At 66.3% G+C, this 17,116-nt stretch carries 17 protein-coding genes; 9 read left to right on the top strand and 8 right to left on the bottom strand.

Annotated features, from left to right (window positions below; genetic code table 11):
• From AKJ09_RS04795 to AKJ09_RS04780, 4 genes are read left to right on the top strand one after another with little or no spacing between them, the layout of a single operon-like run.
• Entirely contained in the window at positions 1 to 1,602 is a 1,602-nt protein-coding gene (locus AKJ09_RS04795) for a GldG family protein (protein ID WP_146645997.1), read from the top strand.
• Entirely contained in the window at positions 1,599 to 3,722 is a 2,124-nt protein-coding gene (locus AKJ09_RS04790; protein WP_146645996.1) for a DUF4340 domain-containing protein, read from the top strand. Before AKJ09_RS04795 ends, AKJ09_RS04790 begins: the two co-directional genes overlap by 4 nt.
• Positions 3,723 to 3,732: 10 nt before the next feature.
• Positions 3,733 to 4,650: a DNA adenine methylase gene (locus AKJ09_RS04785; protein WP_169927260.1), complete on the top strand. Its 918-nt coding sequence runs from the start codon at positions 3,733 to 3,735 to the stop codon at positions 4,648 to 4,650.
• Positions 4,647 to 5,291, top strand: coding sequence for a 5-formyltetrahydrofolate cyclo-ligase (locus AKJ09_RS04780; RefSeq protein ID WP_146645994.1), 645 nt, complete (start codon positions 4,647 to 4,649; stop codon positions 5,289 to 5,291). Before AKJ09_RS04785 ends, AKJ09_RS04780 begins: the two co-directional genes overlap by 4 nt.
• Before the next feature lie 15 nt (positions 5,292 to 5,306).
• Here AKJ09_RS04780 and AKJ09_RS04775 read toward each other — a convergent pair whose 3' ends face one another.
• A complete protein-coding gene (locus AKJ09_RS04775) occupies positions 5,307 to 5,831 on the bottom strand; it encodes a Fur family transcriptional regulator (protein ID WP_240488390.1) in 525 nt (174 codons plus the stop codon).
• Positions 5,832 to 6,054: 223 nt separating this feature from the next.
• Positions 6,055 to 7,497: a diguanylate cyclase gene (locus tag AKJ09_RS04770; protein ID WP_146645993.1), complete on the bottom strand. Its 1,443-nt coding sequence runs from the start codon at positions 7,495 to 7,497 to the stop codon at positions 6,055 to 6,057.
• 106 nt (positions 7,498 to 7,603) lie between these two features.
• Between AKJ09_RS04770 and AKJ09_RS04765 the strand changes: the two genes are divergently transcribed.
• The 5 genes from AKJ09_RS04765 to AKJ09_RS04745 all read left to right on the top strand — a co-directional run bounded on the left by AKJ09_RS04765 (position 7,604) and on the right by AKJ09_RS04745 (position 12,235).
• Positions 7,604 to 8,221 (top strand): hypothetical protein, encoded by a 618-nt coding sequence (locus tag AKJ09_RS04765; RefSeq protein ID WP_146645992.1) that lies wholly within the window; start codon positions 7,604 to 7,606, stop codon positions 8,219 to 8,221.
• Positions 8,221 to 10,197: an ATP-binding protein gene (locus AKJ09_RS04760; protein WP_146645991.1), complete on the top strand. Its 1,977-nt coding sequence runs from the start codon at positions 8,221 to 8,223 to the stop codon at positions 10,195 to 10,197. Before AKJ09_RS04765 ends, AKJ09_RS04760 begins: the two co-directional genes overlap by 1 nt.
• A 26-nt stretch (positions 10,198 to 10,223) precedes the next feature.
• Positions 10,224 to 10,853 carry a chemotaxis protein CheX gene (locus tag AKJ09_RS04755; RefSeq protein WP_146645990.1) on the top strand — a complete coding sequence of 210 codons (630 nt, stop codon included), beginning with the start codon at positions 10,224 to 10,226 and terminating at the stop codon, positions 10,851 to 10,853.
• 19 nt (positions 10,854 to 10,872) lie between these two features.
• Positions 10,873 to 11,256, top strand: coding sequence for a response regulator (locus tag AKJ09_RS04750; RefSeq protein WP_146645989.1), 384 nt, complete (start codon positions 10,873 to 10,875; stop codon positions 11,254 to 11,256).
• Between the two features lie 265 nt (positions 11,257 to 11,521).
• Positions 11,522 to 12,235, top strand: a complete 714-nt coding sequence (locus AKJ09_RS04745) for a response regulator (protein WP_146645988.1) — start codon at positions 11,522 to 11,524, stop codon at positions 12,233 to 12,235.
• A 44-nt stretch (positions 12,236 to 12,279) separates the two neighbouring features.
• Here the strand turns inward: AKJ09_RS04745 and AKJ09_RS04740 are convergent, their stop codons facing one another.
• Genes AKJ09_RS04740 through AKJ09_RS04715 form a run of 6 tightly spaced genes read right to left on the bottom strand, consistent with a single transcriptional unit; the run spans position 12,280 to position 17,041 of the window.
• On the bottom strand, positions 12,280 to 13,689 hold the full coding sequence (locus tag AKJ09_RS04740) for a PAS domain-containing sensor histidine kinase (RefSeq protein WP_146645987.1): 1,410 nt from the start codon (positions 13,687 to 13,689) through the stop codon (positions 12,280 to 12,282).
• Positions 13,686 to 14,654, bottom strand: coding sequence for a ferritin family protein (locus AKJ09_RS04735; RefSeq protein ID WP_146645986.1), 969 nt, complete (start codon positions 14,652 to 14,654; stop codon positions 13,686 to 13,688). Before AKJ09_RS04735 ends, AKJ09_RS04740 begins: the two co-directional genes overlap by 4 nt.
• On the bottom strand, positions 14,651 to 14,944 hold the full coding sequence (locus AKJ09_RS04730; protein ID WP_146645985.1) for an MmoB/DmpM family protein: 294 nt from the start codon (positions 14,942 to 14,944) through the stop codon (positions 14,651 to 14,653). Before AKJ09_RS04730 ends, AKJ09_RS04735 begins: the two co-directional genes overlap by 4 nt.
• A complete protein-coding gene (locus tag AKJ09_RS04725) occupies positions 14,941 to 15,258 on the bottom strand; it encodes a Rieske (2Fe-2S) protein (protein WP_146645984.1) in 318 nt (105 codons plus the stop codon). Before AKJ09_RS04725 ends, AKJ09_RS04730 begins: the two co-directional genes overlap by 4 nt.
• Positions 15,258 to 15,515 carry a hypothetical protein gene (locus tag AKJ09_RS04720; RefSeq protein ID WP_146645983.1) on the bottom strand — a complete coding sequence of 86 codons (258 nt, stop codon included), beginning with the start codon at positions 15,513 to 15,515 and terminating at the stop codon, positions 15,258 to 15,260. Before AKJ09_RS04720 ends, AKJ09_RS04725 begins: the two co-directional genes overlap by 1 nt.
• The gene (locus AKJ09_RS04715; protein ID WP_146645982.1) at positions 15,512 to 17,041 is read right to left on the bottom strand and encodes a ferritin family protein; all 1,530 of its coding nucleotides are present in this window, start codon (positions 17,039 to 17,041) and stop codon (positions 15,512 to 15,514) included. Before AKJ09_RS04715 ends, AKJ09_RS04720 begins: the two co-directional genes overlap by 4 nt.
• Between the last annotated feature and the right edge of the window lie 75 nt (positions 17,042 to 17,116).

Here is a 17,116-nt window from a genome sequence, read left to right as displayed (position 1 = left end):
ATGGCGCGTCACGGCAAGCGTCGATTCCCGCTCGACTCCACGCAGATCTCCCAGCTCGTGGGCGTCGTCGCCGCCATGGTCGTGGTGGTGCTCGTCAACGTGCTCGTCGCGCGTCGCTATACGCGCTGGGATTGGACGGCGAGCAAACGTTACTCGCTCACGCCGGCCACGGTGCAAACGCTCCGCGACCTGCCCGAGCCGGTGCAGATCTGGGTTCTCCTCGGCTCCTCCGATCCTCTCGAGCAGAGCGTGAAGCAACTGCTCGTAGCCTACCAGGCCGAGACCACGAAGCTCGACGTGCACTACGTCGACCCCGATCGCGACGTCATCGCGCTCGAGGACGTGAAGAAGAAGTACAAGATCGAGACGGGCCGTACCGAAGCAGGCCATGTCGTGGCCGACGCGATCGTCGTCGTCGCACGTGGTGACAAGCACTGGTTTCTCACCACCTCGGACATGGTGCAGATCTCGAACGCCGACGACACCAAGGTGTCGCCGCGCGAAGAGCAGGCGCTCACGGGGGCCATTCGCAACGTGCTCGGCGGCGAGAAGGTGAAGCTTTGCTTCACGAGCGGTCACGGCGAAATGAGCCCGCTCGAGCTCGGCGATCAAGGCGTGGGGCTGCTCAAAGACGTCCTCGAGAAAGACAACTACGAGGTCGTGGGCGTCGACGCCTCGGCGCCGAATGCGAACGAGCCCTTCAAGGGCTGCGCGGTGGCGATCGTCCCCGGCCTTCGCGGTGCGTTCACGAAAGAGGAGACCGAGCGGCTTCGCACGTGGCTCCTCGGCGGCGGAAATCTCCTCCTCGCCGCGAGCCCCATCACCGGTGACACGGAGACGGGCCTCGTTTCGGCGGGCCTCGAACGAGCACTCGGTCCGTTCGGCATCGCGCTCGACGAAGATGTCGTCATCGAGGAAGACCCCGACCTGGCGTTTCCGGGCGGCGGCGGTATGCGCTTCGTCGCCGAGCCCAAGTCGCACCCCATCACGGCGGGCCTCGTGAAGAGCGATGCGCAGCGCGAGGTACCCCGCGTCGTGGTGCAGCTCGCGCGCTCGATGCATCGCCAGTCCGAAGCCGATAGCGCAACGCCGCAGGATCTTCTCGTGACGAGCGCGAAGGCGTTCGGCCTCACGAACGTCGCGGGCGCTTCGGAGTGGAAAGACGCGCCTCGCAAGCGCGCGGGCGACCTCGGTGGCCCGCTCACGATCGCGTTGGCCTCGGAGCGTCCGAAGCTCTCGCCCTCCGCCCCGCACGGTCCGCGTGTCGTGGTGCTCGGTTCGGCGAGCATGCTCACGCAGGCGAGCTTCCGTGAGCCGCTCCCGGTGCGCGGCGCTGCGCTCCTCGTGGAGAGCGCGATCTCGTGGCTCGCCGCGCAACCGCAAATTCTCGATGTCCCGGAGAAGAGCGCGGTCGCCGCGGGTATCCGCATCACCGACGAATCGCGCTCCGAGATCCGTCGCTACGTGCTGCTCTTCATGCCGGCCACCGTGGCGCTGCTCGGTATCGCCATTGCGTTCCTACGCCGCGCGAGCGAGGGCAAGCCGAGGGCGGCGAGCCCGAAGGCCGTCTCGAAGAAGCCCAAGGCCGAGCGCAAGAAGTGAACGCGCTCCGCAAGCACGCGACCACCATCGTGCTCGTTGCCCTGGCCGCGGGGCTCGGCGGATACTTCTTCGTCGATCGCGACCGCGTCACCGAGGGTGAGCGCAAGAGTCGGGAGAACAACGCGTTCTCCGCCTGGCGTCGCGAGGAGCTCTCGCGCATCGAGATCGTGCACGATGGAGACAAGCTCGTTCTCGAGCGCGACGCAAAGAAGGATGCGCCGTGGCGCATGGTGTCGCCACACGAGGGCCGTTCGGACCAAGCGGCGGTCGATCGCCTGATCACCACACTCGAGTTCGCGACCGCGGTTCGCAAGGCCACCGAGGGGCCCACGCTCGGCCTCGACGAGCCTCGCGTCCACGGCTCGATCACCATGGGCGGCCTCGTCCAGCGCTTCGCGCTCGGTGCTCCGTCGCCTCGGCCCGAGGGATCGAGCTACTTCCGCGTGAACGACGGCGCGCCCTTCGTGGTGTCGAAGGAGACCAGCGACGCGCTGCTCCAATCGTCGGACACGTACCGCGATCGCTCGGTGGTGCCGTATCTCTCGCTCGAGCTCGATCGGTTCGAAGTCGCGCGCCCGGCAGCGCGGGCGGGCTTCGCGCTCGAGCGCATCGACGATCACGCCTTCCGCGTCGCGTCGGAAGGCGTTCTGGCCTCGCGCGACACTCTCGAGCGCGTTTGGGGGGCGCTGGCCGAGATGCGAGCCTCCGTCTTCCCGAACGACGCCGATGCGGATCGCCTGACGGCCGAGCCCGTCGCCACGATTCGGATGGTTCCGAAGGACAAGGACAAGCCCCCTGCGGAGCTCGTCATCGGCGGCCCGTGTCCCACGAGCCCGAACGACGTGGTGGTGCTCCGAAAGGCTCCCACACGCGTTGCTGCGTGCGCGCCGAAGAGCGTGCTCGAGGCGTTGTCGATGTCTCCCAAGAGCCTCGTCGACAAGCGGCCCTTCTCGTTCAACGCCGACGAGATCGAAGAGCTCATTCTCGAGTGGCAGGGCGGCCAAGACGCGGGCGCAGCTCCCGCCAAGATCGAGATCGCGCGCAAGGGAACGGGCTTCCACGCGCGCGCGCCGTTCGATCGCGACCTCTCCACCGAAGAGGCCGACGCCGCGAGCGAGCTCGTCTCGAAGATCGCGACGGCCGAAGGCGACTCCGCCGTGCCCTCGAAGGGGCAGCCGCCTTTCACGCCCGTCGCCAAGGCGCGCGTGCGCTCCGGCGACTTCGAGCAGATCGTCGAGATCGGTCCGATCGCCAAGGATTCGAAGCTCGTTCCCGTGCACCGTCTCGCTGACGATGCCCGCCTCGAAGTGCCGCCTGCGGTCGCCCGCTTGCTCGTGCCCCGCGAGACGAGCCTCCGTCCGCGCCCGCTCCTCGGCGAGACGCGAAAGGTCACGCGCGTCCTCCTCCGTTGCGGCACGCCCCAAGAGCTCGTCGACACCGGCGAGGGATTCCGCTTCGTCGAGCCGAAGGGCTACGAGGCCGATGGCTCGCTCTCCGAGCTCGTCTCGGCGCTCACGCGTGGCAAGGTCGACGCCTGGGTGTCCGACACGGCCGACGATCCTGCGTTCGGCCTCGAAGGCAGCCACTGCCGCGTCTTTCTGGGCTTCGAGGGAGGCAACGACCCCAAGACGGTCCTCTTCGGCGCGCAAGTTCAGGAGGATGGCGGGGAGGGAGGCGTCTACGGGCAGGTCGAGGGGCGTCCCGAGGTGTTCGTCGCCCCGAAATCGATGCTCGAGCTGCTGTCGCGCAACTACGTGAGCCGCGCGCTCCTCCGGGTGCCGGCCGATCTCGGAGCCACGGTCTCGGTCACCTACGAGGGCAAGCCGGTCACCAAGGACCCCGCCGAGCTGCGCGACGCCCTCGCGGCCCTCTATGCCGACCGCGTAACCTCGTTCACTCCGGAAAATGCGCAGAAGACGCTGCTTCTCGAGGTCACGACCGCCGATTCCGGCCCTCGAAAGCGCATCGCTTGCGGGCCGAACGGGGCGCCCGCCGAGGGGAAGAAGGGCGAGGAATGGCTCTGCACCACCTCCGGTGTGAGCGCGACCTTCGCTGTCTCGAAGGGCAAGATCTCCGCCTTTTTGCCCGGGAATCTTGCGCGCGACGGCGGGTCGCGTTAACGAACGGACCGTGACCGCGCGACCGGTGATCAAGTGGGCCGGAGGCAAAGCTCGCCTCGTGGAGACCCTCGTCGCGCTCATGCCGAAGGACGACTTCGAGACCTACGCGGAGCCTTTCTGCGGGGGAGCCGCGATGTTCTTCGCGCTCGCCGCCGAGCCGCGCCGGCGGTTCAAGAAGGCGATCCTCTCCGACAAGAACGAAGAGCTCGTCGCGCTCTATCGCGCCATCCAGAACGAGATTGGTGATCTCGAGAAGCTCCTCGGCGAATACAGCGACAAGCACCTCGCGCTCGATGGCGACGGGCGCCGCGCGCACTACTACGAGGTTCGCGAGGCGAGCACGAAGAAGATGTCGCGCGTCGAGCGGGGCGCACGGCTCGTGTTCCTCAACAAGACCTGCTTCAACGGCCTCTGGCGGGTGAACGCGTCGGGGCAGTTCAACGTTCCTTTCGGCCGCTATGCGAAGCCGCGCATCTTCGACACGAAGGTGCTGCGCGCGGCCCACCAGGCCCTGCAGGGGGTCGAGATCCGCCTGGCCGACTTTGCCGCCGTCGCCTCCGAGCTCTCGCGCGGAGACTTCGTGTACTTCGACCCGCCGTACGTGCCGGTGTCGAAGACCTCGAACTTCACCGCCTACGCCGCCGAGCGCTTTGGTCCCAAGGAGCAAGAACGGCTCGTCGAGGTTCTCAGCGAGCTCCGCTCGCGCGGTGTCCGCGCCATGCTCTCGAACGCCTGCTCGCCGGAGACGAAGGCGCTCTACCAAGGCTTCCGCATGAAGGTGGTCGACGTCGCACGAGCCATCAACTCGGACCCGAGCAAACGTGGAGACGTGGAGGAGCTCGTGGTGATGAACTACGCGGCTCGCTCCGAGCCGAAGGTTCGCGCGGAGGCCTCGCGCACCGGAACGCGGCGAAAGGTGGCGTCATGAATCGTCGCGGTCCCTTCGATCACGAACCCCACTCGCACAAGCTCGCGCCGGAAGAAGTCATCCGCTTCAAGGTGAAGGCGGAGCTTCGCAAGCGCCTTCGCGGCGTTCGGAAGACCATGCCGCTCGACGCGTGCGCCGCTCGTTCGACCGCGCTCGTGGCGCGTCTCGAGGAGCATCCGGCGATGGTGGCGGCCAAGTCGGTCGCGCTGTTCTGGCCCATCGTCGAGCGTCACGAGGTGGATCTTCGCCCGCTCGATGCTTCGCTTCGCGCCCGCGGTGTTCGCGTGGCCTATCCGGCCATCGACCCCGACACGAACGACATGGCGCTTCGCTTCGTCGACGATCCGACAGCGATGGTCGAACAGGGCTATGGCTTCATGGAGCCGCCCGCCGGCGCGCCCGAGGCTACTGCGCTCGACGTCGTGGTGGTGCCGGCCATCGCGGTCGACCCGAGCGGTCATCGCATCGGGTACGGCGCCGGGTATTACGATCGAACGCTGCCGAAGTACGCGCCGCCTGCGGTTTCGATCGCCGTGGCCTTCGACTGGCAGGTGGTCGCCGAGGTGCCCTTCACGGACGGCGACGTCCGCTGCGCCTGGGTCGTAACCGACGTGCGGACGTTCGAAGGCGAGAAGGCCTAGCTCCGGTCGAGGGGCTCAGTTGCCGGTTCGACGAATCGAGCCGCGCGCCTTCGCCTGGCACTCCGAGCAAGTGCCGTACATCTCGTGCTTGTGGCTCTTCAGGACGAAGCCGTAGCGGGCGGCGACGCGCTCCTGGAGCTCCTCGATCTTCGGCTCTTCGAACTCGATGATCTTGTTGCAGTCGACGCAGATGAGGTGGTCGTGGTGGGACTCCTCGTCGGCGAGCTCGTAACGCGTGAGGCCGTCGCCGAACTTGCGCTCGAAGGCGACGCCGCATTCCGTAAGGAGCTTGAGCGTCCGGTAGACGGTTGCATAGCCGACCTTGGGATCCTGGCGGCGGACCTCGGCCAGCAGCTCTTCGATGCTGACGTGGTTGGGGGAGTGGAAGAACGTCTCGACGATGAGCTTGCGCTGGTCGGTCGTGCGGAGCCCGCGCTTGAGCATGTGCTCATGGAGCACCGTGCGGAAATGCTCCAGGTTGGGCGTCTGCGCGTGCGCGTGCCCCGAGGAGCGATCGTCGTGGGAAACTTTGGCCTTCACGTGCACCCCTCCGTTCGCGGACGCGCAAAACGATCAAAGTGGAAACGCGAGCCGCGAAGTTCGCGGCCATCGCCGACGTCCTGACAAGTGGCCCAGGTGGGGCGCGCGCTAGGCATGGACTAGAAGATGTCGCGCCCCCTCTGCAAGGCGTCAAGTCGCAATGCTCGACTTTTTGGCAACGTCGCGCTCTGGCGTCGGGGCTAGTCGCAAATGACGTTCAACTTCAACTCGGCCGTAGGACCAGCGCCTTGGCTTCGGATGTCACGGTTGGTGGCAAGGCCGAGACGCGATTCCGCCCTCCGGTCTTGGCCGCGTACATGGCCCGGTCCGCTCGGTCGATGAACGCGTCGATGCTCTCTCCGGGAAGGAGCGTCGCGATGCCGATCGACGCGGTGACCTGCAGCGGAAGCCCGCCGTCGTCTTCCAGCGTCATGCCCTCGATCGCGGCCCGCAGGTTCTCCGCGGCCGCGAGGGCGCCCTCGGCATTCGTGTTCGGGAAGAGGACCACGAACTCTTCGCCTCCCCAACGCCCTGCGGCGTCGACGACGCGGATCCCCGTTCGGAGCAGCTTGCCGAGCCCCGCGAGGACCCTGTCGCCCGACGCATGACCTCGGCGATCGTTGATCACCTTGAAGTGGTCGACGTCGAGGAGCGCGAGGGAGAGTGGGTGACCGTAACGCTGATAACGGGCGGCCTCCGAGCCGAGAAGGGTGGAGAGCGCGCGACGGTTCAGAAGACCGGTCAGCGCGTCGGTCGCGGCGAGCCGGTGCGATTCCTCCATGAGCTCGGCCACACGCAGCGGACCGCCGAGCTCGTTGGCGACGAGCGTGACGAGGCGAGGCGCCTCGGACTCCGACACGGCACACGGAGCGAGCACGAGCGAGCCGAGCGTGCCGTCACCGAATGGCACACGACGCACGATCGCGGCGCAGGCGGCTTTGGGCGCCTCCGACGCGTCCTCGTCCTCGATGCGCAGCATCGTCGGAGTTTCGGGCAGCGTGACGGCCTCGCGGAGCTCGGCATCGACCGCTTCCGCCTCGCCAGGACGATGGTGGATCGCGAGATACGAAGAGGCCGATGCGAGCAACGCGATCCAGCGATAGCGCGTCACCTGGGCGACGAACTGGACGAGCAGATCGAAGAGTCGTTCGAACGACCCTGCGCTCGCGAGCGCACGCACTTCGGAGGCGATGACGGAATCGAAGAGCGCCGCATCGAGATGACGAGCAATGCGGTCACGCACGTCCTGTGCCCCGTCACCCAGCTGCAGGAAGAAGGGCTCGCTCGCCGTGCGGTTCGAGCACGCGCGGGTCAGGGCACGTACGAGCTCGCCCGTTCTGCGCTTGGGTACATACTCGTCGGCTCCCGCCTTTCCGGCCCAGAAGCGATCGCGCGGCTCGTCGCTCTCACCGCAGAGCACCACGACGACGTCGGCGGTTGCCGCCTCGGAGCGGAGCAGACGACAAAGCTGGACGCCGGAGATGCCGGGCATCCACAGATCGGCCACGACCGCGTCGGGCGGTGAGCAGAGCGCCATCTCCGCGCCGGTTGCCGCGTCGCTTGCCTCCTCGACGAAATGACCCTGCGCGCGCAGGCGCCTCGCGAGCAGCGTCCGCGCCGCGTCCACGGAGTCGATGAGCAGAATGCGCAGCGCGCTCGAGAGCATCCTCTCCCGAGAAACGGCCTGTGCCCGGTGGCGCTTAAGGCGCTCGTTCGGATGTTTCCTCGTCGTTTCTGCTCAAGCCCTGCACCGTGCGGTCGTTCTCTTCCACGTGGTCGGTGCTCTAGGAACGTTTCGGCGCAAGGCCGCGCTCGTTCTCCTCGGAGGATGGTTCGCGGCGATGGTCGGGCTTTGCGCCGTCCTGCTCGCGCGCCACCTCCTTCCGCTCCCGCGTCCGTCCGCGGGTTCGCCCCGCCTCGCCGCGGCGATGGCCACGCTTCGACGCGAAGGCGAGAAGGGGAAGCTCATGGCCGTTCATGTTCTCTACGCGGAGTGCCGCTGCTCGCTGAGGATCGCCGAGCACTTGCGGACGACGCCGCGCCTGCGCGATGTGTCCGAGCACGTGATTCTTGTCGGGCACGACGATGGGATGCGCGACTCGCTCGCTGCGCGCGGCTTCGAGGTGACGACCGTGAAGGTCGACGATCTCGAAGCGACCTTCGGGATCGAAGCCGTTCCGTTGCTCGTGGTCGTCGCTCCCGACGGAGCGATTCGGTACTCCGGTGGATACACCACGTCGAAGCAAGGTCCCGCACCGCGCGACCGCGAGATCATCGATCGGGCACGCCGTTCGGTCTCGAGCGATCCGCTTCCGGTCTTTGGATGCGCCGCCTCGCGCGAGCTTCGTGAACGGCTCGATCCCATCGGCTTGTTCCGAGGGAGCACGTGATGCGCGCGCTCCTTTCGTTCCTCGTCCTACCGAAGACGATCTCGGCGTTCGAGGCGCGTCACCTCCGCCGGACGAATCGTCTCGCGTTGGCGTTCTTCGCGCTTCATGTGCCGGTGTTGATGGGCGTTGCGTGGATGAACGGAACGCGCCCGTGGCTCGCGCTCGTGCTGGCCCTGGCGGTGTTCGCGGGGCCGCTCGTCGCGTGCGTGAGTCTGTCCAACCCTCGCTCGATCTCGGTCGTGCACGGCATGGCCGCGATGTTCTTCGGCGGTCTGCTCGTGCACTTCGGCCAAGGGCCGATACAGACCGAGATGCACTTCTACTTCTTCTCGCTCATCGCCATCCTCGCGATCTTCGGGAATCCCATCGTCATCGTGGCCGCTGCGCTCACCGTGACGCTGCATCATCTCGCGCTCTGGTTCTTGGTTCCCCGCTCCGTCTTCAACTACGACGCACCCGTGTGGGTCGTGGCCGTGCACGCGATGTTCGTGGTGCTCGAGTCCGCCGCCGGGTGTCACATCGCGCGGTCGTTCTTCGACGGCGTGACCGGGCTCGAGCGCCTCGTGCAGACGCTCCGGCGCAACCAAGATCTGCGGCTCCTCCTCGACAACGTCGACCAGGGCTTCGCGACCATCGACCGGCACGGCATCCTCTCCGTCGAGCGCTCGAGGGCGTTCGACCGCTGGTTTCCCGATGCGCCCGACACCATCTTCGTCGCGCTCGGCTCACTCGCGCCCGACTTCGCCATTCGAACCCAGCTGTCCTGGGAGGCGCTGGTCGACGGGATCTTGCCGCTCGAGCTCCTGCTCGACCAGATGCCCAAGCGCTTCGCCACCGCCGAGACACACTTCGACGTGACCTACGTTCCCATCGAGAGCGTCGCGGGCGAGTCTCCCGAGAAATTCCTGGTCGTCATCACCGACGTGACCGCCGAGGTTCGTCGCGAGGTCTCGGAGCGCGAATGGCGCGAGGTGCTGCACCTGTTCGAGCGCCTCACGAGCGATCGCAGCGCTGTGCAGGAATACTTCGAGGAGGCCAATGCGCTCGTCGCTGTCATCACCGGCGGCGAAGAGCTCGATCGCACGACGCTCGGCCGGAAGCTCCATACGCTCAAGGGCAACAGCGCCATCTTCGGCTTCGAGACCATTGCGAACATTTGCCACGATCTCGAGTCGACCGTCGCTGACGGGCGGCAGCCCACCGCCACCGAGCTCGTGCGCCTCTCCGATCGATGGATGGTGGTGACCTCGTCGCTCGAGCGGTTCGGTACCCGCCGCCGCATCATCGAGCTCGAAGAGCACCAGCAGGCGGAGCTCGAAGAAGAGGCGCGACTGACGTCACCCTGGCTGCTTCCGCGCATCCGCGATCTGAGGCTCGAGCCAACGCGCCGGCGCCTCGATCTCTTCGCCGAGCAGGCCAAGCGAATCGCCGAGCGGCTCGGGAAGGAGGTGGACGTCGAGATCGAGGACCACGGACTCAGGCTCGACCCGCGTCGCTGGGCGCCGGTCTGGGGGGCGCTCGTCCACGCGGTGCGAAACGCAATCGATCATGGGATCGAGTCGCCGTACGAGCGCGCCGTCGCCGGGAAGAATCCGCGCGGTCGCCTCGTCCTTCGCACGATGCTCGAAGCCGAGCGCTTCGTCATTCAGATCGAAGACGACGGGCGAGGAATCGATTGGAAGGCCGTCGAGGCCCGCGCGATCCAGCTCGGGATCACGCCGAGCTCGAAGGCTTCGCTCGAGGCCGCGCTCTTCCGCGGCGGCCTCTCGACGGCGAGTGAAACGACGGAGCTCTCTGGACGAGGCATGGGCATGGGTGCGTTGCTCGACGCCACCAAGCTCGCCGGTGGTGTGCTCTCGGTCGACAGCGAGGTCGGTCACGGCACGAGGTTGCGACTGATCTTCGACCAGGCGTCGATGGTGCTCGACGTGTCTCCTCTCGCGGAGCGAGCCAGTCGTTCGCCCGCCGCGGCGTGAGGAATCGAGAGGACTACGAAGGAATCATGGACCGACGCTTCGAACGAATCGAGGAAACGTTGATCGCCGTGGCGCGTGAGCTCTTCGAGGCGTACGGCAAGGCCTGTACGTACGAGGGCCGCGTCACCGGCTATTCCGGGCGCACGGAGAAGGAGTCGGTCATCGCGACGATCGGCTTCGCGGGAACGAAGGTGCGCGGCTCACTCGTACTCGTCGCGCGCCGCGTTACGGCCGAAGCGCTGCGGCCCAACGAGATTGTGTCGATCGCGTCGATTGGGGCGATTGGGGCGAAGACCGACGAAGGAATGTTGGGGGACGTCCTCGGCGAGTTTGCCAACATGCTGCTCGGGCGTTTGAAGAACAAGCTCCTCGCACGCGGTGTCGAGCTGCTGCTCGGTACACCCACGACGGCGCTCGGGCGGGAACTTGCACTCACGCCGTCGTCCGAGACTTCCGCCTGGTACGTCTTCGAGATCGACGGCCCAAATCGAGCCGTTCGGTCTCCTTCGAGCGGGCTGGGCGAGTCGCACGAAGATCACGCGAGTCGTCGCGTCCACGTTCGACTCGAGGCGGAGATCGATCCCGCGCTCGAAGTATCGGACGGTCCCGAGGTGCGTGCCTTCGAGCTGGCCGAAGGCGACATGGTTCTGTTTTAGGCGTGGAGGCGAGACGACGATGGGCACCAAGATTCTGGTCGTGGACGATTCGGCGATGGTTCGGCAGCAAGTGCGGCACGCGCTCGTGACCGCCGGATTCGAGGTCATCGAGGCGCAAGACGGCTTGGACGCGCTCGACAAGCTCTTCGACGCACCTGACGTGGCGCTCGTCGTTTGCGACGTGAACATGCCGCGGCTGCCGGGCCTCGACTTCCTCGAGCGCTTGCGTCGGGACGCGAAGTGGAAGCTCTTGCCCGTGGTGATGCTCACCACCGAGGCCCAGCCCGAGCTCGTTCACCGCGCCAAGTCGCTCAACGCGAAGGGCTGGATCATCAAACCCTTCAAAGCCGAACTCCTCGTGGCGGCGGCGAAGAAGCTCGCGCAGCCCATCCGCGCCGCGTGAACGAGTCATGCCGCAATGCAGTATTCGCGCGGCTGGTCGTGACGCTGACCAGCTCGCGAGCGGCTGCGCGGTACGCGGCGACGCCTGCGGCACGGGAACCCATCGCGAGCCTCTTGCAAGCGTCATGAAGCCAGGCACACTCGGCCGTTATCGTGTTTGCTGTGCGTCGCTTGATTGGTCCGCGTCACGTTGATAGAGCTTCTCGGCGCACGCGCAGTTCCGAGTCGTTCGGCACACGCACATCACTCACAATGAAGGAGCGCTCGTGAGAGCTGGAGAGCAAGCTCCGGACGAGGCCTCGCCGTCCCCGGCTTCCTCGCATCGCCGCCGCAAGGTTCTGCTCGTCGACGACCACCCCGTGGTCCGCGAAGGGCTAGCGGGGCTGATCGGGCGCGACCCCGAGCTCTGCGTTTGCGCCGAGGCCGGCTCGATCACGGAGGCCATGAAGGCCGTCGAGGAAGAGCGGCCCGACGCGGCGGTCATCGACATCTCTCTCGGGACCGAAAACGGCCTCGATCTCGTCTCGCGCCTGCGTACCGAAGGCCACGAGCTCCGCATTCTCGTCCTTTCGATGCACGACGAGATGCTCTTCGGCCTCCGCTCCCTCCGTAGCGGTGCGAACGGCTACGTGATGAAGCACGAAGCCACCGACTACCTCATCACCGCCATTCACCAGATCCTCGGCGGCCGTGTGTTCGTCAGTCCGCCCGTCTCCGACCGCCTGCTTTCGAGCGTGTCGAACCAGCGCGCCCAACCGAGCTCCGACATCGATCGTCTGACCGATCGCGAGCTCGAAGTCTTCCGCCTTATCGGCACGGGCCTCGGCACCTCGAAGATCGCGCATCAACTCCACATCAGTCACAAGACGGTGGACACCCACCGCATGCGCATCAAGGAGAAGCTCGGCCTCCAAACGGCCTCCGAGCTCATCATCCACGCCGCCTCCTGGCTTCGCGAAGGCCGCACCCGCACGGGCTGAGCGCGCACATCCTGCTCGGGCGCGCTCACGCTCGTCGCGTCGGACTAGACGAGTCTGCCCACGTCCCACCACGCACACTCGACGACGGTGCCTCGAGGCTGCTGCGGCTTCGTGGTGATGGTGCCGCCGATCATGCGCGCCCGGTACTTCATGCTCGCCAGTCCCACGCCGTGGCTCTCGGGGCGCGTGCTCGGGGCCTGGATACCCTTGCCGTTGTCGGTGATGACGAAGCTCGTTCGCTCTCCGCTCTTGGCGAGCTTCATCTTCACTTCGGTTGCCTGACCGTGCTTCACGGCGTTCGAGACGGCCTCTTGCGCAATGAGATAGAGCTGCGTGGTGACGGTCTGATCGAGATTCGCGGCCGTCTCGTCGCAGTCGAACGAGCACGACACGCCGAAGGCCGCATGGCAGCTCGTGGCCAGGTCCTGGAACATCGTCGCGGGGTGACGTTCGCCCACGTCGAAGGGAACGAGGCCTCGCGCGAGCCGTCGAACCTGGCCGATGGCGTCGTTGGCGATCTCGACGAGGCGCGCCCCGTTCGGCGCGTAGGCGGGGGGTAGATCGTTCGCGAGGTTCTTCGCCATGAAGGCCACCGCGGTGAGCTGCTGACCCACGCCGTCGTGGAGGTCCTGGCCGACTCTCCGACGGAGCTCCTCGTTGGCCTCTTGCATCTGTCGCTCGAGGAGCTGGCGTTCGCGCACGTCGCGAACGACGGCGGTGACGATGCGAGGCCACTCCACGGAGCTCAGGACGACTTCGACGGGAATGACTGCGCCCTCGGGCGTTCTTCCGACGGTCTCGTGGGCGATGCCTGTTGCGACGGTCGCGATGTCGAGACGCTGGCCGCTGCCCAGCTCGGGAACGAGGCGCTCGATGGAGATTCCGACGAGCTCGTCGGCCGGCCATCCAAAGAGCCTTTCGGCGGCGCGGTTCGCGGTCTCGACCACCCCGCGTTCGTCGAGCGTGAGAATGCCGTCGCCGGCCGCTTCGAGGATGGCGCGGACCTTGGCTTCGCTTCGACGAAGCGTGTCTTCGGCGAGTTTGCGCTCGGAGACGTCGATGCACGAGCCGATGTAACCGGCGAAGGTTCCGTCCGCTGCGTGACGAGGCACGCCGGTGTCGAGGATCCAGCGATACTCGCCATCGGCGCGACGAAGCCGGTATTCGAGCTTGAACCCGCGCCGTGCGACGAAGTGCTCGAGGTACGCGTTCATCGTGCCCTGGAAGTCGTCGGGATGGATGCCCTCGGCCCAGCCGACGCCGACCTCCTGCTCCATGGTTCGGCCCGTGAACGCGAGCCAGGGATCGTTGAAGAAGGTGCAGCGACCGTCGGGCCCGGCAATCCAGAGGAGCACCGGGGCCGTGTTGGCCATGATCTTGAAGAGCGATTCGCCTTCGTCCGTGGTGGTGACGCCGACCTCGCCCTTGATTCGCTCGTTCGAGAGCTGGCTCATGTCCGCGATCCTGCGGGACGCGGGAGGTCGAGTCGCTCGAGCGATTTCGAGAACGCTGCTTCGCGTCGTGCGAGGAGGTCTCCGTCGAGCAGGGGCGCGAAGGCACGGACGGCGTGCAAGGCGCGGGGAGTCCAGGCTTGCACCCACATGGCCATGAGCCTTCGATTCGCCTCTTTCTCGTTCATGAGCATGGCGAGCTGCTCGCTCCACTCGGCGTGCCAGCGGGCGTCTTCGGCGAGCGAGAAACAGAATCCACGCAGTATCGAGGGAGCGACCGCTTCCGCGTGAATCGGCACGTCCATCATGAAGACCCCGTCGAAGAGCGGCTTCATGACGAGGTTCATCGCCACGAAGGCCTCGGCCCAGTCGTAGGTGACGAGGAGGCGCTCGACGAGCTCGCGCATGGGCTGCCAGATCGGATCGTTCTCCCAGCGCGTTCGCGCGTCGTCGCCACCGAGTGAGGTGTGCTCGCTGTGGAGGCGATGGGTGAGCTGGGCGATGCGCTGGACGCGACGCAGCTCGTCGGCGGCCTGGAAGAGCGCGGTGAGCGTGATGCGCCCGCTCGGTGCCATGCTCCCGACGTACGACGCGATCATCTGCAGTGCGTGCAGCGGGTAGCGAAGAGGCGCGACCACGCGAATGACGAACGCGAGCCATGACGCCGGAACACGCCGGAGCTCACCCGTCTCGTCGGCCAGGTCGAAGAGCCCGTCGACGAACGTCTCCTTGCCCGACTGCAGCTTCGTGTACGAGCTGTACGTGGTCTCACGCGGATCCTCGAACGTCTCCCAAGACACCGGCGTGATGCTCGAGCCCCGGCCGAATCGTTCGTGAAGAGCCCCTGCGGGCGTGCTCACCGCGAAACCTCGCTCGGGATGATAGAGCAGGCGACTCGAGACGATTTCGTAGCGCGACGGTTTTCGACCGAAGCCTTCGAGATGCCAATAGGAGCGCCGCGGACTCATTCGGACCCTCGTGCATGCCAGCACGCGCGCTCGCTGTCGACCTCGAACGCGCCCTTGAAGGATACAAGCGCCGGTTCGAGATCGCTCGGGAAGGCGATTCGCCGCTGCAAGGCTGCTTCGAGTCGGGAGCGCGTGAGTGTGCAACGCGAAGGCACGAGAATACGAAGGTACGAGCCGCGATCGGTCACCACGGCGTCTGCGTTTTCGTCGCAGATGACCTCCGCCATGGCTCGTCCGAGCTCGCTCGCAACGAGCACCGGGCCAACGTTGATCGCTTTCAAGTTGGTCATGACGCGCGCAGCTCCACGTCCACGAAGACGTCGTCGCCCTCGAGTCGTACGGGGTAGCGCACGAGGCACGCATCTCTCGGATTGAGGCCGGCGCCGCTGCGTGCGTCGAACGACCAGTGATGGGCGCCGCACGTGAGAACGTGACCTTCGAGCTTGCCTTTGCTCAGCGCGAAGCCGAGGTGGGCGCAACGATCGGCGTACGCGACGACGTCCGCACCGAAACGCACGAGGAGCACGGGCTTGCCCGACACGCGACACGCGAAGGGCTCACCCTCCCACACGTCGGAGACGGTCGCCGCGCGTGCAAAGGCCATCAGGTGGCCCTCGGGCGAACGTCGACGCGGTCGAGTGCGGCGAGCGACGTCTCGCCGATGCAATGTCGAGGATCGAGCTTCGCTCCCTTGAACCAAACGTCCGCGGCTTCGACTTTTCCGACGCGCACCGCCGCGGCCTCGAGCAGCTTGCGCGCGAGCTCGGCGACCGTTTCCTCGGGGCGCACGAGCACGACGAGGCCGAGCACGTCTCCAGCGACGAATCCGTAAACGGGGATCGGGGCGGGCTGCACGGTCACGGTCCTTTCCTCGCCGGCTTCTCGGTCTTCGTGCCCTGTTGCGCGAGCCAGGGATAGCTCCCGCCCTTCACGTCTTTGCCCTGGAGGGACTCAGGCAGACCGAAGTACTCCCTCGTCAGTTGCAGGACGTTGGCCGGAGCTTCACCGTCGAGAATGCGTCGCACCACGTCCTTGTGGTGCCGATAGCGCGCCGGGTCGGAGCGGAAGATCCACTCGCAAGGCTCGGAGCAAAAGACGCGCCGCTCGCCCTCGATGTCGACGACGCGCGCGGTGTTGTCGGGCATCGTGCCGTGGCAGAGCGGTAGCTGGCAGAGCGTACAGAAGCCGATCGGCGTCGTGCCATGGACGTACCACTCCATACCAGGACCGCCCGTCCGCCAGCGCTCGGTGATCGCCGACCAGAGCGGGTCGAGACCATCCCACGTCGAAGGATACTTCTCACGGAGCCAAGCGCGTTCGTCGGGACCCGGCATGGGGAAGTCGAACCAGGTCGTCGCGCGGTACGTGTACGCCGAGAGATAGACGCGGTGATGGTAACTCGAGATCCCGGCCACGAACTCCTTCCAATAGAAAGGACGTTCGAGGCCGAACCGCTCGAGCGACGACTCGAAGTGATCGAGGAGCCATTCGTCGACGAACTCCGCGAACGACTGCGTGCGGTGCTCGAGTGGCGTCAGGTAATCCATGCAAAAGCCGGTCACGATCGAGAAAAAGAGCCAGCTTCGCCAGAACCACTTGTCGAGCAGATACTGGGCGTGAGCGCGATCGTGCTTTACGAGAATGCCGAGGACCGCGGGGCCAATCTGGGAATGGCGCGCCTCGTCGGTCTGGATGCTCGACAGCATCTTTTCGAAGAGCGTGTCGGAGGCAGCGTGGGCGAGTGACGAAAACCCGATGAACTGGAGATTCGTGAACGCTGTCTCGAATACGAAGTTCGTGGCGACCGCGAACTCGATGGGATCGGAGACGAGGAGCAGCTCGTCGACGAAATGGCGCGCCGCAATTGCGAGCCAGCTGTCGGTGTGCAGGAACTTGTGCGTCCAGTCGAGCTGTGGATCCGCGCGCACGAGATCGTGCATGAGCAGAAGTGGAATCTGCGCATGCCGCGTCTCGTCGAGCGCCCCCAGGAGCGCGGTCGAACGCCAGGCACTGTCGCGACCGAAGCGCGCCGCGCGGAGGTTTCCGATGACCGCCGCGAACTCGGTCAGCGCGAGCGTGGCCGAATGGAGTTTGACCGCACTCCTCCAATCCGGAGAGAGTCGACGGTACGCGTCGACGTTGCCCACGGCGTCACGAATTGCGTCGAGCGCGTGGTCCTTCTCCGACTGCGTCGTGACGTATTGCTTGTATGTCGTGCGGTAAGGTTCGTCCCAATTCGCCCACGCCTCGTGGGGAAGCCACGGTCGACCGCTCGCCTCGTCTGGATATACCTGACGCTCATCGACGTATCGGAAGGTCCAATCCACCTTCCGCGCGAGGTCGAGCCAGCTGTCTTGCGTCGTGGGGCCGAGACCGTCCGCGGGCATTTCGGCCCATTCTTGCGCGCTCGCAACGTGGCGTCCATGCCCGGGCGGAATGTCGCGACCGTCATAGGCAAAAAC

Origin of the sequence: Labilithrix luteola (assembly GCF_001263205.1) — a bacterium.
Lineage (GTDB): Bacteria > Myxococcota_A > Polyangia > Polyangiales > Polyangiaceae > Labilithrix > Labilithrix luteola.
The sequence above is the reverse complement of the archived record's forward strand: the minus strand, read 5'-3'. Positions and strand labels throughout refer to the sequence as shown.